The organism is Rhizobium sp. CCGE531 (genome assembly GCF_003627795.1).
Lineage (GTDB): Bacteria > Pseudomonadota > Alphaproteobacteria > Rhizobiales > Rhizobiaceae > Rhizobium.
Map to the genome: position 1 here is coordinate 2,775,635 of NZ_CP032684.1, position 19,186 is coordinate 2,794,820.

16 protein-coding genes are annotated in these 19,186 nt (G+C 61.5%); 11 read left to right on the forward strand and 5 right to left on the reverse strand.

The window, feature by feature from the left end; genetic code table 11:
* Positions 1–176: 176 nt before the first annotated feature.
* Positions 177–1,106, forward strand: a complete 930-nt coding sequence (locus CCGE531_RS13555; protein WP_120662389.1) for an IS110 family transposase — start codon at positions 177–179, stop codon at positions 1,104–1,106.
* A 38-nt stretch (positions 1,107–1,144) separates the two neighbouring features.
* Here CCGE531_RS13555 and CCGE531_RS13560 read toward each other — a convergent pair whose 3' ends face one another.
* Entirely contained in the window at positions 1,145–2,419 is a 1,275-nt protein-coding gene (locus CCGE531_RS13560; protein ID WP_245458850.1) for an IS4 family transposase, read from the reverse strand.
* 454 nt (positions 2,420–2,873) lie between these two features.
* Between CCGE531_RS13560 and ade the strand changes: the two genes are divergently transcribed.
* Positions 2,874–4,571 (forward strand): adenine deaminase, encoded by a 1,698-nt coding sequence (gene ade / locus CCGE531_RS13565; protein WP_205586444.1) that lies wholly within the window; start codon positions 2,874–2,876, stop codon positions 4,569–4,571.
* On the opposite strand, the gene CCGE531_RS13570 is transcribed toward ade, so the two are convergent.
* Positions 4,572–6,218 (reverse strand): alpha-glucosidase family protein, encoded by a 1,647-nt coding sequence (locus CCGE531_RS13570; RefSeq protein WP_120664629.1) that lies wholly within the window; start codon positions 6,216–6,218, stop codon positions 4,572–4,574.
* Positions 6,219–6,510: 292 nt separating this feature from the next.
* On the opposite strand from CCGE531_RS13570, the gene CCGE531_RS13575 reads away from it, so the two are divergent.
* The 8 genes from CCGE531_RS13575 to CCGE531_RS13610 all read left to right on the forward strand — a co-directional run bounded on the left by CCGE531_RS13575 (position 6,511) and on the right by CCGE531_RS13610 (position 15,002).
* The gene (locus CCGE531_RS13575; RefSeq protein WP_120664630.1) at positions 6,511–8,091 is read left to right on the forward strand and encodes a peptide ABC transporter substrate-binding protein; all 1,581 of its coding nucleotides are present in this window, start codon (positions 6,511–6,513) and stop codon (positions 8,089–8,091) included.
* A gap of 50 nt (positions 8,092–8,141) precedes the next feature.
* Positions 8,142–9,065: an ABC transporter permease subunit gene (locus CCGE531_RS13580; RefSeq protein ID WP_120664631.1), complete on the forward strand. Its 924-nt coding sequence runs from the start codon at positions 8,142–8,144 to the stop codon at positions 9,063–9,065.
* Positions 9,062–9,979 (forward strand): ABC transporter permease subunit, encoded by a 918-nt coding sequence (locus tag CCGE531_RS13585; protein ID WP_120664632.1) that lies wholly within the window; start codon positions 9,062–9,064, stop codon positions 9,977–9,979. Before CCGE531_RS13580 ends, CCGE531_RS13585 begins: the two co-directional genes overlap by 4 nt.
* Position 9,980: 1 nt before the next feature.
* Entirely contained in the window at positions 9,981–10,976 is a 996-nt protein-coding gene (locus CCGE531_RS13590) for an ABC transporter ATP-binding protein (protein ID WP_120664633.1), read from the forward strand.
* Entirely contained in the window at positions 10,969–11,955 is a 987-nt protein-coding gene (locus tag CCGE531_RS13595) for an oligopeptide/dipeptide ABC transporter ATP-binding protein (RefSeq protein ID WP_120664634.1), read from the forward strand. The genes CCGE531_RS13590 and CCGE531_RS13595 overlap by 8 nt, the downstream gene beginning before the upstream one ends.
* A gap of 195 nt (positions 11,956–12,150) precedes the next feature.
* Positions 12,151–13,068 carry a sugar kinase gene (locus tag CCGE531_RS13600; protein ID WP_120666824.1) on the forward strand — a complete coding sequence of 306 codons (918 nt, stop codon included), beginning with the start codon at positions 12,151–12,153 and terminating at the stop codon, positions 13,066–13,068.
* A gap of 123 nt (positions 13,069–13,191) precedes the next feature.
* On the forward strand, positions 13,192–14,292 hold the full coding sequence (locus tag CCGE531_RS13605; protein WP_120664635.1) for a glycosyltransferase family 1 protein: 1,101 nt from the start codon (positions 13,192–13,194) through the stop codon (positions 14,290–14,292).
* Between the two features lie 269 nt (positions 14,293–14,561).
* The gene (locus tag CCGE531_RS13610; protein ID WP_120664636.1) at positions 14,562–15,002 is read left to right on the forward strand and encodes a MarR family transcriptional regulator; all 441 of its coding nucleotides are present in this window, start codon (positions 14,562–14,564) and stop codon (positions 15,000–15,002) included.
* Positions 15,003–15,037: 35 nt separating this feature from the next.
* Here CCGE531_RS13610 and der read toward each other — a convergent pair whose 3' ends face one another.
* From der to CCGE531_RS13625, 3 genes are all read right to left on the reverse strand, one after another.
* Positions 15,038–16,465, reverse strand: coding sequence for a ribosome biogenesis GTPase Der (gene der, locus CCGE531_RS13615; protein ID WP_120664637.1), 1,428 nt, complete (start codon positions 16,463–16,465; stop codon positions 15,038–15,040).
* Positions 16,466–16,476: 11 nt separating this feature from the next.
* Complete coding sequence (locus CCGE531_RS13620) at positions 16,477–17,160, reverse strand: tetratricopeptide repeat protein (protein ID WP_120664638.1); 684 nt, start codon at positions 17,158–17,160, stop codon at positions 16,477–16,479.
* A gap of 213 nt (positions 17,161–17,373) precedes the next feature.
* The gene (locus CCGE531_RS13625) at positions 17,374–17,955 is read right to left on the reverse strand and encodes an NnrU family protein (protein WP_120664639.1); all 582 of its coding nucleotides are present in this window, start codon (positions 17,953–17,955) and stop codon (positions 17,374–17,376) included.
* Between the two features lie 179 nt (positions 17,956–18,134).
* On the opposite strand from CCGE531_RS13625, the gene CCGE531_RS13630 reads away from it, so the two are divergent.
* On the forward strand, positions 18,135–19,115 hold the full coding sequence (locus tag CCGE531_RS13630; protein WP_120664640.1) for a polysaccharide deacetylase: 981 nt from the start codon (positions 18,135–18,137) through the stop codon (positions 19,113–19,115).
* Positions 19,116–19,186: the final 71 nt, after the last annotated feature.

Here is a 19,186-nt window from a genome sequence, read left to right on the forward strand (position 1 = left end):
CTTTACCCGCTGCTGGCGTAGTAATGCCTGTTGCGGTGGCGGATGGAAGACCGATGCACCTTTGGGACACCAAGCCCGTGGGAGAGCTTGGGTCTTCATCCGCCGTTCCATTGAACCCGAACAGTCGCCAGGGCCGCTTGCGCAAGCAAAGCCCGCTTAGGCAAGGATGGGATCAGATGGAAACGATTGTTGGCATTGATGTTTCGAAAGAGCGGCTGGATGTTGCAGTCCTGCCGCAAGGGGAGGTTTTTGCCGTTGGCAATGACCATGCCGGTGTCGATGCGTTGGTCGAGCGGCTGCAGGCGGTCGGCGTCGATGTGATTGCGCTTGAGGCGACGGGCGGCTTCGAGACGCTGGCGGTGGCCGGTCTGTCATCGGCCGGATTGACGGTTCTCGTCGTCAATCCGGCGCAAGTGCGCGCCTATGCCCATGCGATCGGCCGCAGGGCCAAGACCGATCCGATCGATGCCGCCGTCATCGCCGCCTTCGTCCTGGCGACGAAGCCGGAGATCCGGCCGTTGCGCGATGCCGAGACACAGGCTCTGTCCGAGCTGGTGGCCCGCAGGCGCCAGATCGTGCAGATGATCGTGGCCGAGGAGAACCGGTTGCGCATGGCGCTGGCCAAACAGGCGCAGAAAAGCATCAAGCGATTGCTTGCGGCCTTGCGGCGCGAACTCGAAAGCCTCGATGCCGATCTCGACGACCATATCCGCAAATCGCCGGTCTGGCGGGTGCGCGAGACGCTGCTCGTCTCGGTGCCAGGTGTCGGGCCGACAACGGCGCGCACGCTGCTGGCCGAGCTGCCCGAACTCGGCAGCCTCGACCGGCGCCAGATCGCCTCACTGGCAGGGCTTGCGCCCTGGACGCGGCAATCGGGTCAATGGAAAGGCAAGAGCTTCATCGGCGGCGGCAGAGGCAAGGTGCGCGCCGTGCTGTTCATGGCCGCCCTCGTCGCCAGCCGCCATAACCCAAGCCTCAAGGCCTTCCGTGACCGCCTCGTGGCAGCCGGAAAGCCAAAGATCGTCGCCATCGTCGCTACCATGCGAAAGCTGCTCACCATCCTCAACGCCATCATCAGGGACGCACGACCGTGGCAAAACGCTTGACAAACAAGACAGTCGCTCTCCCCTCGGGGCTATTGGATTCACACATTGTCGGCGGCGGAGAGGAGGAGTGCTACGCCGCGCTTGGCGGCCTGGAACTGTTGCCATCCGTCGAGCATGACGATCGGTCCTGGCTTTCCGTAGTAGCCGGTCCATCCGCCGAGGCGGGCGCAGACCCAGGCGGCATAGGCCAGCGACCCTCTGGGATGGGGGTTCTTCTGTTTGGCGGTCTTGCCCTCCAGCTTGGCGCAGAAGGCTTCCAGCAGCGGCTGGTCGCTTGGCTCGAAGGCGTCTTCGATGGGGCGCAAGGTGGCGCCGGGCGGAGCGCCGTCGCGGGCATGGACCAGTTGCTGCACGATCACGGCCGCGACGAAGGCAGCCATCACCAAATTGCTCAGCGCGCCCTCGTCCTCGATGCGCAGGCCTTCGATATCAAAGCCCTGCGTCTTCAGGGTGCGGAACAATTGCTCGATCGCCCAGCGACGGCGATAAAGGGCGATGACCGCCGCCGCCTCGTCGGCATCCGACACGGCATAGCTTGTCAGCAGCCGCCAATGGATCGGCGTCTCGCCCGGTGGTGCGGCGGTCTCGCGCACATCCACCAGATAAAGACGTACGCCATCCGGGGTCTTCCTGTAGATGCCGTTCTTCGGGGGCAGCAATGTCACCGCGCTGAAGCGGATCGCCAGTTGCGTGTCGCGCTCCTTGCGGCCCGGCTTGGCCGGCAGGCTAAAGGCTAGGTTGACCGCAACCGGCAAGGCATCCGCCAGACAAAGCAGCGACGGCTGGTCCTTGCCGAGGCTGCGGTCCCTCGCAACCCGGATGACGAGGTCGACATTGACGGGTCGGCGGGCGAAGGCCTCGTAGATATCGCTTTCACGGTCGGCAATGATGGTGATGTGGCGTGCAGCGGCGCAAACCTTCGCCGCACGATCGGCGCCCTCCAGCCAGCGATAGCTCTCCTTCTCCTCGATCGGACGCGCGCGCTGCGTGCCGCGCTCGCCCTGGTCGCGGCTTAGAAACTGCCCGTGGATTGCCCCGACGATCGCGCCATCGTCGGCGTCGACCCCGATCATCGCATGCAGATAAAGACCGCCACCGCCGTCGGAGCGGACCACCGTCGTATCCTGAATGGCCAGGATATGCCGATCCGCGCAGCGGCTAGCCGTGCGCAAGGCCGCCTCATCGATCATCGCCTGCGGATCGACCGCTCCATTGCGCAAGAACCGGCTCAAGCGGATCTCTCCGGCCCGATTGCCGCCGAGCTTGCGCACCCGCATTCCCTGGCCTGCCGTCGAAACCAGGCGCTCCAGCAAGAACGCCCCCCTTTTTCCAGCCGACGGTCGCCAAACCGTCCCAAGCTCAAATCATCCATCGCTCAATTCTCCTGCCGGCAGCAACAGAATCAGAACCTCATTCCATACGCAATTCCAAATGTGTGAATGCCATAGCCCCTCGGGGAGAAGGTGGCCCGAAGGGTCGGATGAGGGGGCTGGCCGATTTGAATGCGGGGATTTTCGTGCTCTTGGCAGGCACCCCCTCATCCGCCTGGCGGCACGTTCTCCCCGAGGGGAGAAGGGGTGTGCGGCAACGACCTCATTTCATATTCGATTGCCCTACCGCGCGCGGAGAGAGGGGCATCTGCCTCTCGCCAGGCCGTAAGCAACACAGCTCTATCAACAAATTCGAACAGATCCCCTCTCCCCGTAAGACGGGGAGAGGGCTAGGGTGAGGGGCTATACGGAATCACAGCGAATGCAGGAAAACACCATGACCACCAAACTCGAACGCTATATCGACCAGGGCGTCGGCCGGGAGCCTGCGGACATCGTTCTCAAAAACGGCCGGTTCTTCGATCTGGTGACGGGAGAGCTGGTCGCTTCGGATATCGCGATTTGCGGCGATCGCATCGTCGGCACGTGCGGCGATTATCAGGGTCGCGAGGAGATCGATATTTCCGGCCGCATCGTCGTACCGGGCTTCATCGACACGCACCTCCATATCGAATCCTCGCTGGTGACGCCGCTCGAATTCGATCGCTGCGTCCTGCCCTATGGCATCACGACAGTCATCTGCGATCCGCATGAGATCGCCAACGTGCTAGGCACGGAAGGCATCCGCTATTTCCTGGATTGCTCGCTGGAAACCATCATGGACATCCGCGTCCAGCTTTCCTCCTGCGTGCCGGCAACGCATCTGGAAACCTCCGGCGCCGATCTGCCGATCGAGAAGCTCCTGCCCTTCCGCAACCATCCGAAGGTGATCGGCCTTGCCGAATTCATGAATTTTCCCGGCGTGATCCACAAGGATCCCGTCTGCATGGCGAAGCTCGAAGCCTTCCAGGGCAGCCATATCGACGGCCATGCGCCGCTGCTGCGCGGCAACGACCTCAACGGCTATCTCGCCGCCGGCATCCGCACCGAGCATGAATCGACGACATCAGAGGAAGCACTGGAGAAGATCCGCAAGGGCATGCATGTGCTGGTGCGCGAGGGCTCCGTCTCCAAGGATCTGCATGCATTGATGCCCATTATCACCGAGCGCCTGTCGCCTCACCTCGCGCTCTGCACCGACGACCGCAACCCGCTCGATATCGCCGAGCAGGGGCATCTCGATTATATGATCCGCACGGCGATCGCGCATGGCGTCGAGCCCTTAGCGATCTACCGTGCCGCCTCCATCTCCGCCGCCCGCGCCTTCGGCCTGCGCGATCGCGGGCTAGTGGCGCCCGGCTGGCGCGCCGATCTCGTCGTCATCGACAGCCTCGAGAACTGCAAGGCCGAGATCGTCTTTTCCGCGGGCAGAAAGGTGACGGCGGAGCTCTTCGCCACCCGCAATTCCGTCGATCCCGTCGGTCTCGACAGCGTCAAGGCCCGCCCGATCAACGCTGCCGACTTCGGCGTACCGGTCAGTGAAGGCGAAAGCTCCGTCATCGGCGTGACACCCGGCAAGATCATCACCGAACATCGCCGCTATCGCCTGCCGACCAAGGGCAACGAAACCGATATCGATCTCGGCAACGATGTCATCAAGGTTGCCGTCATCGAGCGGCACGGCAAGAACGGCAATCATGCCAATGGCTTCGTCCAGGGTTTCGGGCTGAAGAAGGGCGCGATCGCCTCGACCGTCGGCCATGACAGCCATAATATCTGCGTCGTCGGTGTCAACGAGGATGACATGGCGCTGGCCGCCAACCGCCTCAGCGATATCAACGGCGGCTTCGTCGTCGTCGAGGACGGCGCCGTCACCGGCGAGATCGCGCTCCCCATCGCCGGCCTGATGAGCCTGGAGCCCTATGAAAGTGTGCGCGACACGCTGCACCATCTGCGCCAGGCTGCCTATGCCCTCGGCGCGACGCTGGAAGAGCCCTTCCTGCAGCTCGCCTTCCTGCCCCTGCCCGTCATCCCGCATCTGAAGATATCGGACCGGGGCCTTGTCGATGTCGACAAGTTCATGCTGATCGGGTGATCAGGCGAGCTTGCCGCAATAGACATCCAATGCGGCAAGCGCCACCGTCGCTCCGGCATCCGCCGTGCCAAACCCCGGCATGGCGATCGTCTTGCCCAGCTTGATATCCTTCGGCAGAGCAACCTTCACTGGCTTGCGGGAGAGATTGAAGACGAACAGCAGCGTCTCGTCGCCCTTGGAACGGGTGAAGGCAAGAACGTCCTCCTCCGTATCGAGGAAAGTCATATCGCCATCGCGCAGGGCCGAATGCTCCGCGCGGAAGGCCAGTGTCCGCCGGTAGTGATGCAGCACGGAATCTTCGTCCGCCTCCTGCTTGTCGACCGCGAGCGCCGCATGCTGATAGGGAACCGGCAGCCATGATTTGTCGGCGGTGGTGAAGCCTGCGTGGGCGCGGCTCGCCTCCCAGGCCATCGGCGTGCGGCACCCATCACGCCCCTTGAAGGCCGGCCAGAAACGAATGCCATAGGGATCGCGCAGATCCTCGAAGGCAAGCTCCGCCTCGGGCAGACCGAGCTCTTCGCCCTGATAGAGGCAGATCGAGCCGCGCAGGGTTGATAGTAGCGAGATCGCGAGCTTAGCGACGCGCGGCTGCTCCTCCTCCGTCTCGGCAAAGCGGCTGACATGACGCTGGACGTCGTGATTGGAGAAGGCCCAGCAGACCCAGCCGTCGACGACATTATCCTGGAAATCGCCGACACAGCGGCGGAAATGCGCCGGGGTAAAATCGGGTCCCAACAAGTCGAAGGTGTAGCACATATGCAGCTTGTCGCCGCCACTGGTATAGGCCGCGACCGTCTGCAGCGAGCGCGCGCCGTCCCCCACTTCGCCGACGGTCGCGCGATCCTCATATTGGTCGAGCAATGCCCGGAACCGCGTCAGGAAGCCGATATTCTCCGGCTGCGTCTTGTCGTAGAGATGGTTCTGCATGCCGTAGGGATTGCTCTTGGGGGCGTCGAGCCCGCCCGTTGCGACGAGTGCCGGCGGATTGTCCCGCAGCTTCTTGTCACAGAAATAGTAGTTGACCGTATCCAGGCGAAAGCCGTCGACGCCGCGGTCGAGCCAGAATTTCACCGCCGCCAGCACGGCATCCTGTACCTCTGGATTGTGGAAATTCAGGTCCGGCTGCGAGGTCAGGAAATTGTGCTGGTAATATTGCCGGCGCACGCCGTCCCATTCCCAGCCAGGTCCGCCGAAGATCGACAGCCAGTTGTTCGGTGCCGTGCCGTCCGGCTTCGGATCGGCCCAGACATACCAGTCCGCCTTGGGATTGTCGCGGCTCGCCCGGCTCTCCACGAACCAGGGGTGCCGGTCCGACGTATGCGAGATGACCTGGTCGATGATGACCTTCAGCCCCAGCCCATGCGCCGCCGCCATCATCTCGTCGAAATCGGCAAGCGTGCCGAAGATCGGATCGACGTCGCAATAGTCGGCGACGTCATAGCCCATATCGGCCATCGGCGAGGTGAAGAACGGCGCCAGCCAGATCGCATCGACCCCGAGTGCGGCAATGTGAGGCAGGCGTCGGGTAATTCCCTTGATGTCGCCGAGCCCATTGGCATCCGTATCTTGAAACGACCGCGGATAGACCTGGTAGATCACGGCTCCGCGCCACCAGTCGGTACCCGCCGCTTTATTCGTCGATTTCATCAAACCGCCTCGATATCGCACACCGTTGCTCAGTTTGCATACTCAAGCGCAGGCGGCAAGCCGCAATCAGCCATGCGGCAAATTCAACCACCAGGACGGGTAAATTCGCAGTATCAATTTTAGAGAATTATCAATATGAAAATTCACACGCTAAGCATGCCTTACTCTTTTGGGCTTGAATGCGACGTTGCTTTCGATAACTTCCCGCATTGACCTGCACGTACAGGTCACCTGCGAGATCAAAAATACCCTTGTAAAACAAGGACAATAACTCCAGAAAGTGGGAAAACACATGACTCATTTCACCAGAAAGTTTCTAGCGACAGCTCTCGTCAGCACGATATTGAGCTTTTCCGCGCACGCCGCGACGCTCAATATCCACAACGGCGGCGACCCGACTTCGCTCGATCCGCAAAAAATTTCCGGCGACTGGGAAAACCGCATCGACGGCGATATCTTCGAGGGACTGGTGACCGAGGATCCCAAGGACAACCCAATTCCCGGCCAGGCTGAAAGCTGGACCATTTCGCCCGACCAGAAGGTCTATACCTTCAAGCTGCGTGACGGCATCAAGTGGTCCGATGGCCACCCCGTGACGGCTCAGGACTTCGTCTTTGCTTTCCAGCGCTTGATGGATCCGAAGACCGCCGCGCAGTACGCCTATCTGCAATACACCATCAAGAACGCGGAAAAGATCAACAAGGGCGAAATCAAGGATCCGACCCAGCTCGGCGTCAAGGCGATCGACGACAAGACGCTGGAAATCACGCTCGAGAACCCGACCCCCTACTTCCTCAACGCCTTGATGCACTACACGGCCTATCCGCTGCCGAAGCATGTCGTCGAAGCCAAGGGCGATAGCTGGGTCAAGATCGAGAACATCGTCACCAACGGCCCGTACAAGCCGGTCGAATGGGTGCCGGGCTCGCATGTCAGCAACGTCAAGAACGACCAGTATCATGACGCCAAGGACGTGAAGATCGACAAGGTGAACTTCTACACGCTGGAAGATCAGGCAGCCGCGCTGAAGCGCTATCGCGCCGGCGAATTCGATGTCGTCACCTCCTTCCCCGCCGATCAGTATGAATGGCTCCAGAAGAACCTTCCCGGCCAGGCGCATGTGGTGCCGTTCCTTGGCACCTACTATTACGTCCTGAACGCCACCAAACCGCCGTTCAACGACAAGCGCGTCCGCCAGGCTCTTTCCATGGCCGTCAACCGCGAGGTCATCGGTCCGAAGATCCTCGGCACCGGCGAATTGCCGATGTATTCCTGGGTGCCGCCGGGTACGGCCAATTACGGCGAGCCGGCCCGTGTGAGCTGGAAGGATGAACCCTACAAGCAGAAGGTCGAAGAGGCCAAGAAGCTGCTGAAGGAAGCGGGCTTCGGCCCCGATCATCCGCTGAAGGCGCAGCTTCGCTACAACACCAACGACAACCATAAGCGCATCGCAGTCGCGATCGCCGCGATGTGGAAGCCGCTCGGCGTCGATATCGAGCTCTACAACACCGAAACCAAGGTGCATTACGATGAAATGCAGCGCGGCGAGGTGCAGATCGGCCGCGCTGGCTGGCTTGCCGACTACAACGACCCGATCAACTTCCTGAACCTGCTGTCCACCGGCGTCGAAATGAACTACGGCCGCTGGAGCAACAAGGACTACGATGCTCTGATCAAGCAGGGCAACGAAGAAATCGATCTGAAGAAGCGCGCCGAAATCTACAAGAAGGCTGAACAGCTGGCCCTCGACGACAGCGCCGCGATCCCGATCTACTACTACGTTTCCCAGAACATCGTCGCCCCGAAGGTCCAGGGCTTCGTCGACAATATCCAAGACATCCACCGCACGCGCTGGCTGTCGATCAAAGAATAATTGGGAACAGGCTCCCTCCCCGATAAACCGGGAGGGAGCCGTCTAAAATCATGTTTGGCTATGCTCTCCGTCGTTTGCTGTCGACAATCCCCGTCTTGTGGATTGCCGTGACAGTGTGTTTTTTCATTCTGCGCCTCGCTCCCGGCGGCCCCTTCGATGGCGAAAGGCCATTGCCGCCGGAAGTCAAAGCCAACCTCGCGGCTCACTACAACCTCGATAAGCCCCTGGTTGAGCAATATCTGATCTATGTCGCCGACGTCATGAAGGGCGATCTTGGCCCCTCTTTCGCCAACCAGGACTTCACCGTCACCCAGCAGATCATGTCTGGCTTTCCCTATACGCTGACCATCGGCGGCAGCGCCTTCGTGCTCGCAACCGTCGTCGGCGTGTTCATAGGCTGTCTGGGGGCGCTCTATCAGAACCGCGCGGCAGATTACTGGCTGGGCGGCGGGCTCCTCATCGGCTTGGTCATGCCGAGCTTCCTCATCGCCCCGATCCTTCAGCTCGTCTTCGGCAACACGCTCGGCTGGCTGCCGGTCGGCGGCTGGGGCGACGGCTCGATCAAGTTCCTGATCCTGCCCATCATCGTCCTGACGCTGCCGCACGCGGCACGTATTTCGCGCCTGATGCGCGGCTCGATGATCGAGGTGATGAGCCAGAACTTCATCCGCACGGCCAAGGCCAAGGGTATCGGCCCGCGGCTGACCGTCATGCGGCATGCATTGAAGCCGGCCTTGATGCCCGTCGTGTCCTATCTCGGACCCGCGGCAAGCTACCTGCTCACCGGTTCGCTGGTCGTCGAAAGCATTTTCGGCCTCCCCGGCGTCGGCCGCTACTTCGTCGGCGCGGCGCTGAACCGTGACTATGGCATGGTCCTCGGCACGGTCATTTTCTACATGCTCCTGATCGTGGTCCTCAACCTGCTGGTCGACATCGCCTATGCCTGGCTCGATCCGAAAGTGAGAATGCGATGATCCTCAATTCAGCCAAGAGAGAATTGCTGGAAGCGGAATTGCTTTCGGCAGAGGGGCTTGCACCCAAGGGGCGCTCGCTCAGCGGCGACGCGATGCGTCGCCTGCTCCGCAACAAGGCCGCGGCACTTTCGCTGATCGTACTGGCCGTATTGGTTTTGGTTGCCATATTCGGCCCGTATTTCCTGCCCTTCAACTACGAGGATCCGGACTGGACCTCCTTCCGAGGCCCTCCGGACTTCGCCGCCGGCCACTATTTCGGCACCGACGGCAACGGCCGCGACCTGCTGGCCCGCACGCTCTACGGCACCCGCGTTTCGCTGACCGTCGCGCTTGTGGCAACCCTCGTCTCGGTCGTCATCGGCGTGCTCTATGGCGCTGTCGCCGGCTATTTCGGCGGTCGCGTCGATGCCATCATGATGCGCTTCGTCGATATCATGTACGCGTTGCCCTACGTGCTCTTCGTCATCCTGCTGATGGTGATCTTCGGCCGTAACGTCTATCTGCTGTTTGCAGCGATCGGCGCGCTGGAATGGCTCACCATGGCCCGCATCGTGCGCGGCCAGACCTTGTCGATCAAGCAGCGGGAGTTCATCGAAGCCGCGCGGGCCTCCGGGCAGCGGTCGTTCAAGATCATCCTCAAGCACATCGTACCGAACCTCGTCGGATCGGTGGTCATCTATGCGACGCTCACCATTCCGGAAATCATCGCGACTGAAAGCTTCCTCTCCTATCTCGGCTTCGGCGTTCAGGAGCCGCTGACATCGCTCGGCACGCTGATTGCCGAGGGTTCGGCCGGCATGGAGACGACACCCTGGCTGCTGTTCTTCCCGGCTGGTTTCCTGGTCGCGCTGCTGATGAGCCTGCTCTTCATCGGCGATGGCCTGCGCGACGCTTTCGATCCGAAGGATCGCTGACATGACAGATACGCTTCTCGAACTCAAAGACTACTCCATCACCTTCCGCACGCCGGAAGGCGAGGTGGCGGCGGTTTCGAAGATGAACCTCAAGATCGGCCGCGGCGAGCGCATCGCCATCGTCGGCGAATCCGGTTCCGGCAAAAGCCAGACCTTCCTCGGCCTCATGGGCCTGCTCGCCAAGAACGGCCGCACCAGCGGCCAGGCGCTGCTGGATGGCAAGGATTTGCTGACGCTGAAACCGCGCGAACTCGACCATGTGCGAGGCAAGGACATGGCTATGGTCTTCCAGGACCCTATGACAGCGCTCAACCCGTCGCTGCGCATATCGCGGCAGTTGACGGAACAGCTCGAGGTTCATGGCGGCCTGACGGCGCGCGCGGCTTCGGCTGCGGCGCTCGATATGTTGAAGCGCGTCGGCATTCCTGACCCGACGCGCCGCTTCAATCTCTACCCGCATGAGCTTTCGGGCGGCATGCGCCAGCGCATCGTCATCGCGATGGCGCTGCTCACCAAGCCGAAGCTCCTCATTGCCGACGAGCCGACGACGGCGCTCGACGTCACGATCCAGGCGCAGATCCTCGATCTTTTCAACGAGTTGACGTCGGAAATGCACACGGCGCTCGTCATGATCACCCATGACCTCGGCGTCGTTGCCGGCCTCGCCGATCGCGTCGCCGTCATGTATGCCGGCCGCATCGTCGAAGAAGCGCCGGTCGAGGAGCTGTTCGAAAGCCCGGCCCATCCCTATACGGCTGCGCTCCACTCCGCGATCCCGCGGCCCGACCAGGATGTCGACGATCTCACCGTCATCCCCGGGCGGCCGCCAAACCTGATGCATTTGCCGCGCGGCTGCGCCTTCTCGCCGCGCTGCGCCCATGTGCAGGACGATTGTCTGGACGCGGCACCGCCGCTCGATCCGCTTGCGCCGCGACGCTGCGCGGCCTGCGTCCATCCCCTTTCGGCTGATCAGGAACGGAGCCGCGTCCATGGCTGAACAAACTCTTCTGAAGGTCGAACATCTGACCACCGAATTCGAACTGCCGTCGAAATCCTTCTTCAAGCCGCCGTTGGTTCTCACGGCGGTCAGCGACGTCAGTTTCGAGCTGAAGACCGGTCGCACGCTCGGCATCGTCGGCGAGTCCGGCTGCGGCAAGTCGACGCTTGGCCGCTCGATCCTGCGGCTGATCAGAGCGCAGAAGGGCCGCATCCTCTGGCAGGGCGGCAACCTTCTCGATCTCTCCGACGAGGAGATGCGCGCCGCGCGCCGCGACATGCAGATCATCTTCCAGGATCCGGTAGCCTCGCTCGATCCGCGCATGACCGTCGGCGACATCATTGCCGAGCCGCTCACGGTGTTCGAGCCGAAACTGACCCGCGCACAGCGGCAGGATCGTGTTCGCGAGATCATGGCAGCCGTCGGTCTCGTCCCGGAGATGATCAACCGCTACCCGCATGAGTTCTCGGGCGGGCAGGCGCAGCGCATCGGCATTGCGCGTGCGGTCATCACCCGGCCGAAACTCATCATCTGCGACGAGCCGGTCTCGGCGCTTGACGTCTCGATCCAGGGGCAGGTCATCACGCTGTTGCGCCGCCTGCGCAAGGAGTTCGGCCTGACCTTGATCTTCATCAGCCACGATCTTTCCGTCGTACGGCTGATCTCGGACGATGTGCTCGTGCTCTATCTCGGCAAGGTGGTGGAAGCGGGCGAAGCCGCGACGGTCTTCGACCATCCGGCTCATCCCTATACGCAGGCATTGTTCTCTGCCGCCCCCATCCCCGACCCGAAGCTGGCGCGCGCCCGCGAGCGCATTCGCCTGCAGGGGGACCCGCCCTCGCCGCTCAATCCGCCGCCGGGCTGCGTTTTCTCGCCCCGCTGCTGGAAAGCGACGGATGTCTGCCGCACGAAAATGCCGCCGACCGAGCATGTGCGCCCGGGCCAGACGGCAGCCTGCTATCATATGGACCGGCCATAGAGCAATTCCAGGAAAAGTGCGCAGCGGTTTTCCGTCCGGAATTGCGAAAAGATAAAGAGACAGAGCGGTTCGCAGATCCCGCGAAAAAGTGAACCACTCTAAGGCCGCAAAAGTGGATGGCGGCTGCCGCCGTCCGCCTTGCTCCAGCCGCGGCTTGCGGGTATGCAGCACCAGGACAAAATGCAGGAGGAAGTCTTGGGCGGGCGTTTTCTATCGATCGGCGAATGCATGGTGGAACTGTCGCAGGCCGATGACGGGCATCTGCGCAAGGGCTTTGCCGGCGATACCTTCAACACCGCCTGGTATGCCCGCGCCTGCCTGCCGGCAGACTGGTCGATCGACTATTTCACCGCGCTCGGCGACGACGCCATGTCAGACGAAATGATCGCCTTCATAGGCGGCGCCGGCATCGGCACTGCAAGCATCCGCCGCCTTCGCGGCAAGACGCCCGGCCTTTACATGATCAATCTGAAGGACGGCGAACGCTCCTTCAGCTATTGGCGCGACAGTTCCGCCGCCCGCCAGCTCGCCGCCGATGGCGACGCCCTGCGCACCGCGATCGAGGCATCCGACGTCCTCTATTTCTCCGGCATCACGCTGGCGATCCTGCCACGCGAAGACGCCTTCACCTTGCTGGCGGAACTGCGCCGCGCCAAGGCGGCCGGCAAGCTGGTCGCCTTCGATCCGAACCTGCGCCCGCGCCTGTGGTCGAGCCTCGACGCCATGCACACCATGATCGCGGAAGGCGCGCGCGCCGCAACGCTCGTCATGCCGAGCTTTGATGACGAAGCCGTGCATTTCGGCGACGATTCCATTGCCACGACCATTCGCCGTTACCGGCAGCACGGCGCCGACATGGTCGTCGTCAAGAACGGTGCGGAAGGTGCGACCATCGGCGACGGCACCGACGAGACGCTTGTTCCCGCGGTCAAGGTCGGCAAGGTCGTCGATACCACCAGCGCCGGCGACAGTTTCAACGGCGCATTTCTGGCCCATTATCTGCAGCATCAGGATGCCGTTGCCGCCGCCGGCTTCGCCGCCGAAATCGCAGCGAAGGTCATTCGGGAATACGGCGCGCTCGTTTCCCCCCGGAAGCTGAAAGTCGCCAAGTAAACGCTGTAATATTTCCATCATGGACACCCCCCACAATAAGGTGGGCGCGGGAATCATGTTTGAAGCACCGCAATCGCTGGCACCGTCATCATGAGGATGTGGTGCGGATGGACTGTTTTGGGCATGTTGCAACGCTTGTCGGACATCGATCAAACCACCTGGAGCCAGGCGGCGACACCTGTCGCGGTACCTGAACGGCTGCTCATCGTCAGCGATGCCTGGCATCCGCAGGTCAACGGCGTCGTCCGTTCGATCGAGAACACCAACCGCGAACTGTCGCGCATGGGGATCGAAGTCTCCATGGTCACGCCGGACGGCTTTCGCAATATCCCCTGTCCCACCTATCCGGAGATCCGGCTTTCGATCGCCAGCTATCGCAAGGTCGCCGCAAGAATAGAGGCGATCCAGCCGACCTATGTACACATTGCGACGGAAGGCCCGCTCGGGCTCACGGCACGGCGCTGGTGCCTGCGAAACGGCATGCCCTTTTCCACGAGCTATCACACCCGCTTTCCCGAATATGTCTCCGCCCGCCTGCCGATACCGCAAAGCTGGCTCTATGCTTTCGTCAAATGGTTTCACAATGCCGGCTGCGGCTGCATGGTGGCAACGCCCAGTCTTGCAAACGAGCTCGCGCAGCGCGGCATCCATAATCTGCTGCCATGGAGCCGTGGCATCGACGCCTCGCTGTTTCGACCGCAGCCCCAGGAAGACAATCCCTTCGGCCTGCCCCGCCCGATCTTCATGACCGTCGGCCGCGTGGCGCTCGAAAAAAACCTGCCCGCCTTTCTCGATCTCGACCTGTCGGGATCCAGGGTGGTCGTTGGCGATGGACCCGCGCGCGCGGAATTGCAGAAGCTCTATCCCGATGTGCACTTTCTGGGAGCGAAGTTCGGCGAGGAATTGGCCCACGCCTATTCCCAGGCCGACGTCTTTGTCTTTCCGTCGAAGACCGACACATTCGGCAATGCCATTCTGGAGGCGCTTGCCAGCGGCGTTCCAGTCGCTGCCTATCCCGTCACCGGCCCTGCGGATATTCTCGCCGGCGACAGGACAGCCGGCGTCGTGGATGCGGATCTGGCAACGGCCTGCCTTGCCGCCCTCTCCTGCTCGCGGGAGGCGGCCCGTTCCCTGGCGCTCGGCTATTCCTGGGAAGCCGCCACCACCCAGTTCATCGGCAACGTCCGGATCGCCAACCATCGGGGCCGGGGCCACAAGCACTGAGCCCTTGTTGCGCTTGGATTCGATATTGAATTCCTTGTTACCTTGCGCCAGATAATTGATGGCGCACACGCCTGATCGCAGCCCCGACCATCCGGCCGGCATGTCCTCGTTATGCCTGCCATAGAGATGATGTAGCGGCAGGGCTGCGAAGAGCGCCCCAGCCGAACTCGGCTTTTCAAAACCGGAAGAAATCCGTAGCCCCAGCATCTTTTTAGGTGTACAATTATTTATCGCACGACCTACATGAGACCTCTCAGGGAGTACTTGAGATGACCGACGACCCGTTAAAGCTGGATAACTTCATCTGCTTCGCCCTCTATTCGGCGAACCACGCCATGAATCGGCTGTACAAGCCGATGCTTGATGCGCTCAACCTCACCTATCCGCAGTATCTCGTCATGGTGACTTTATGGGAGGAAGATGGCCAGACCGTCGGTGGTATCGGTGAAAAGCTGTTCCTGGAATCGAGCACGCTGACGCCGCTTTTGAAGCGCCTGGAAGCCGCTGGCTTCATTCATCGCACCCGCAGCAAGGAAGATGAGCGCCAAGTGCTGATCCACCTCACCGGCGAAGGCAAAGCGCTGAAAAAGAAGGCGGCAGCCGTCCCCCCATGCATTCTGGATGCCACGGAGCAGACGCCTGACGAACTGGCGCGTCTGAAGGCGGAAATCACGATGCTGCGCGAGGCGCTCAGCAAGAACGCAGCCTGAGCGAAGGCCATCCGCCGACAGGGCGCTCGAGAAAATTACCGCTTCTTCTTGTTTTCGTAAGGATTTTCCGACGTGCGGAAATGGATGCGGATGGGCACGCCGGGCATGGCGAAATCCGCACGCAGACCGTTGATCAGATAGCGGACATAGGACTCCGGCAGCGCATCCGAGCGCGTACAGGAGATCATGAAGGCCGGCGGCCGCGCCTTCACCTGCGTCATGTATTTCAGTTTGATGCGGCGGCCGGAAACCGCCGGCGGCGGATGCTGCACCTGCTGTGTCTCCAGCCAGCGATTGAGGCGGGCGGTCGATACGCGCTTGTTCCAGACCTTGTCGGTATCGACGATCGCCTGCATCAGGCGGTCCAACCCTTCGCCGGTCTGGCCGGCAATCGTTATGGCGCGAATGCCGCGTGCCTGCGGCAGCAGCCGATCGGTCTTTTCGCGCAGATCGGCAAGCACGGCCTGGCGATCCTCGATCATGTCCCACTTGTTGAAGGCGAGCACGGCGGCGCGGCCTTCGCGGATGACGAGATCGACGATCTGGAGATCCTGCTTCTCGAAGGGAATAGTCGCATCGAAGACGATGACGACGGTTTCGGCAAAGCGGATGGCGCGCAACGCATCGGCAACCGAGAGCTTCTCCAGCTTCTCAATCACCTTCGCCTTGCGGCGCATGCCGGCCGTGTCGAACATCTTTATGGTACGGCCGCGCCAGCTCCAGTCGACGGAGATGGAATCGCGGGTAATCCCGGCTTCCGGACCGGTCAGCAGCCTGTCTTCGCCGAGGAAGCGATTGATGAGCGTCGACTTGCCGGCATTCGGACGGCCGACAATCGCAACGCGCAGCGGGCGCGTCTCGTCATAGGCGGGCTCTTCGTCGATCTCCTCGCCATCCTCGCCGATGGCAGGACGCGGAATGCTGACATTCGTTTCCGCTTCGTCTTCGTCTTCCGGGAAGGCGCGCTCGGGACCGATCGCCTCGACGATCGCGTCGCGCAGATCCATCATGCCCTGGCCATGTTCGGCCGAGATCGGGCAAGGCTCGCCAAGGCCAAGCGTATAGGCGTCATAGAAGCCGCTATCGGAGCCGCGTGCCTCGGATTTGTTGGCGACGAGCACGACGGGCCGGCCGCGCTTGCGCAGCATTTCGGCGAGCGTCTTATCGACATGAGTCAGGCCCATCTTGGCATCGACGACGAACAGCGTCAGGTCCGCCTCATCGATCGCAGCTTCCGTCTGCGCGCGCATGCGACCCTGAAGAGATTCATCCTGGGCCTCTTCAAGACCGGCGGTATCCACGATGCGGAAGCGCAGATCGATCAGCTTGGCGTCACCGGGGCGACGGTCACGCGTGACGCCAGGCGTATCGTCGACGAGCGCCAGCTTCTTGCCAACCAGACGGTTGAACAGCGTGGACTTGCCGACATTCGGGCGACCGACGATCGCGACCGTGAAACTCATTTAGCGATCCTTCAGCCTTTTGCGACCGGAGCTTTACCGGATGCCGTGATGAGATCGAGCAGCATCTGAGCGCGGTTGGCGACATTGCGCGGGCTCTGCGGATCGTCGACGATCGCCTGGAACCATTGTCTAGCCTTGGCGAAATCGCCGGCCTTGTAGGCGGCAAGGCCCAGAACGTCGCGCGCCGAATGGCGGAAGGCGTCGGCGGGCACCGCCAGTTCCTGTGCCTCGGCGGCAACCTGGTCGTAAGTGCCGGTGTCGACAAGAAGATAGGCGGCACGCAGGCGAGCCGCATCGCGGACGACGACGGGGATATCCGCCTGCTTGCCGACCGCGGAGAAAGCGGCGATGGCGCCGGCCTTGTCACCCTTCTGCACCTGCAGCGTCGCGGCGCGCAGACGGGCCAGGACCGGATAGGAACCAGGGCCACTCTTTTCGATTGCCGTCAGCGCGGCAAGCGCTTCGTCCGTCTTGTTCTGGTCGGCCAGCGTCAGGGCTGCGATAAACTGGTCGCCGCCGCTACCGGCCTGATTGCCGGCCCAATAGCGATAGCCGCTGTAGGCCGCGGTGCCGAGAACGATGAGTACGGCTCCGCCGATGATCAGCCTGCCAAAACGGCGCCAAACGAACCGCAACTGGTCCGAACGCAGTTCCTCGTTCACCTCGCGGATGAAGCTATCGTCATTGAATGCCATTCTCGTCTCCGGCCCAAGCCAAATTATACCAAAAGCTTAGAGCATGATGCCGAAAAGTGTCAGCGGTTTTCGCGCGACATCATGCTCTATCTATTAAATTCCTAGAGCGGAGTGAGATTTCGGGTCGATCTGACCTGAAATCATCCGGCTCTACCGTTAGTGGGGCCTTCTACTCCATTTTGCGGCTGATGTAAGGGGGAACGGCCGAAATCGTCACATAACGAGCGGCGAAACCCCGATAATCCACGCATGAAGCTTCCAAATGATCAAAGCCCAGACAATGGCGCCGATGACAACAGCATAGAGATCGTATTTCGCCGAGACGAACGGACGCAGGGTGATTTCGCCGGCACGCTCGCGCCGCTTCAGCGAAATGCGAAGGATCACGCCCCAGGCGAGGAAAGCGGCAAAGAGCAGCATCGCTGCAGCATCGCCATTGGAGAGCAGATGCGCCAGCGCCCAGATCTTCACGGACAGCACCATTGGATGCTTCGTCCTGACCGCGATATGCCCCGCCGGCAGCAGCGAGGCGGCAAGACAGATCATCGCGAACAGCATCAGCAGGATGGTGATATGGCTCATCCAGAAAGGCGGCGACCAGATCGGCGTCACGTCGCGCGCCCGGCCGAAGCCGTAAATGAGGATAATCAGGGTTACGATGCTTGCGATCGAATAGGCCATCTTCCAGCCGGATTCGCCGAGGCTTGCGATCAGAGAAGTTCGCAAGCCAGGAGCGACGACGCGGATCAGATGGATGCCGAGAAAGAGAACAATACCAAGAATAAGCAATGCCATGAATGAAGTCCCCTACGGTCTTGTAATGACATCCTTATCGGCTGCGGCAAAAAAATGCCAGCATCACCGCAGCTTCGCCGCATTTACGCGGAAGGAAGGAGGCCAACTGGAGCACGCCATCCGATATCGCGGGTCGACCTTCGCAAAACCGTGCTCGATCAAATCAATATTCGGTGCCCATGTTTCGTTTAGCTACCTGTTTTTCCGTCGCGTTTTCTCTTGTTCTTCCGGCCGCAGCCCATGCGGATGGCAAGCCCAAGCAGCTCGTCATGATTTCCTTCGACGGCGCGCACGACAATGCGCTCTGGACCGGGAGCCGGGAGATCGCTTCGCGCAACGGCGCGCACTTCACCTACTTTCTTTCCTGCACCTTCCTGATGAACAAGGTACAGGCCAAGGCCTATCAGGGGCCGAAACAGCGTCTAGGCAAATCGAATGTCGGCTTCGCCAAGAGCGAGGACGATGTGCGCACCCGTATCGCCAATATCTGGGGCGCCCATCTGGAGGGCCACGATATTTCCAGCCATGCCTGCGGTCACTTCGACGGCAAAGGCTGGAGCGCGGCCGACTGGAAACAGGAATTTATGGATGCCCACATCGCGCTTCGCGACGCCTGGAAGAATGTCGGCCTTGCCGAAAAGGAGCCCCAGGGCTGGGAAGATTTCGCCACGCACGACGTTAGGGGATTCCGCGCGCCCTATCTCTCCACCAGCGATGGCCTCGTGCCGGCGGAAAAGGAGATGGGCTTCCAATATGATGCAAGCCTCGTCACCAAGGGACCTGCCCTGCCGCAGGTGGTCGACGGCATCTATCGCTTCGGCCTGCCCTTGATCCCCGAGGGACCCGAGCATCGCGTCGTGATTGGCATGGACTACAATCTCTATGTCCGCCATTCGAAGGGCGCCGAGGACAAGGCGAATGCCAAGACCTACGAGGACCGCACTTTCGACGCCTTCGAAGCCGCCTTCGCCAAGCAATATGACGGCGAACGCATCCCGCTGCAGCTCGGCTTCCATTTCGTCGAGATGAACGACGGCGCCTATTGGCGCGCGCTCGATCGCTTCGTCAGCGATGTCTGCCACAAGCAGGACGTCGCCTGCGTCAGCTATTCCGAAGCCATCCCGCTGATCGCTGCCAGAGGCAAGTCCCAGCAGGGGTGAGGGCTATCTTCCCAAGCGTGCCCGATTTCCGAGATTGGAACGAGGTCTCGCAATACACAACCCGCCCTCGT

What these genes read in the sequence shown, in the direction of transcription:
- CCGE531_RS13575 (WP_120664630.1), top strand. Translation starts at nt 6,511, where the DNA reads ATGACTCATTTCACCAGAAAGTTTCTAGCGACAGCTCTCGTCAGCACG.
- ade (WP_205586444.1), top strand. Translation starts at nt 2,874, where the DNA reads ATGACCACCAAACTCGAACGCTATATCGACCAGGGCGTCGGCCGGGAG.
- CCGE531_RS13590 (WP_120664633.1), top strand. Translation starts at nt 9,981, where the DNA reads ATGACAGATACGCTTCTCGAACTCAAAGACTACTCCATCACCTTCCGC.
- CCGE531_RS13630 (WP_120664640.1), top strand. Translation starts at nt 18,135, where the DNA reads ATGTTTCGTTTAGCTACCTGTTTTTCCGTCGCGTTTTCTCTTGTTCTT.
- CCGE531_RS13605 (WP_120664635.1), top strand. Translation starts at nt 13,192, where the DNA reads ATGTTGCAACGCTTGTCGGACATCGATCAAACCACCTGGAGCCAGGCG.
- CCGE531_RS13610 (WP_120664636.1), top strand. Translation starts at nt 14,562, where the DNA reads ATGACCGACGACCCGTTAAAGCTGGATAACTTCATCTGCTTCGCCCTC.
- CCGE531_RS13585 (WP_120664632.1), top strand. Translation starts at nt 9,062, where the DNA reads ATGATCCTCAATTCAGCCAAGAGAGAATTGCTGGAAGCGGAATTGCTT.
- CCGE531_RS13570 (WP_120664629.1), bottom strand. Translation starts at nt 6,218, where the DNA reads ATGAAATCGACGAATAAAGCGGCGGGTACCGACTGGTGGCGCGGAGCC.
- CCGE531_RS13620 (WP_120664638.1), bottom strand. Translation starts at nt 17,160, where the DNA reads ATGGCATTCAATGACGATAGCTTCATCCGCGAGGTGAACGAGGAACTG.
- der (WP_120664637.1), bottom strand. Translation starts at nt 16,465, where the DNA reads ATGAGTTTCACGGTCGCGATCGTCGGTCGCCCGAATGTCGGCAAGTCC.
- CCGE531_RS13595 (WP_120664634.1), top strand. Translation starts at nt 10,969, where the DNA reads ATGGCTGAACAAACTCTTCTGAAGGTCGAACATCTGACCACCGAATTC.
- CCGE531_RS13625 (WP_120664639.1), bottom strand. Translation starts at nt 17,955, where the DNA reads ATGGCATTGCTTATTCTTGGTATTGTTCTCTTTCTCGGCATCCATCTG.
- CCGE531_RS13580 (WP_120664631.1), top strand. Translation starts at nt 8,142, where the DNA reads ATGTTTGGCTATGCTCTCCGTCGTTTGCTGTCGACAATCCCCGTCTTG.
- CCGE531_RS13555 (WP_120662389.1), top strand. Translation starts at nt 177, where the DNA reads ATGGAAACGATTGTTGGCATTGATGTTTCGAAAGAGCGGCTGGATGTT.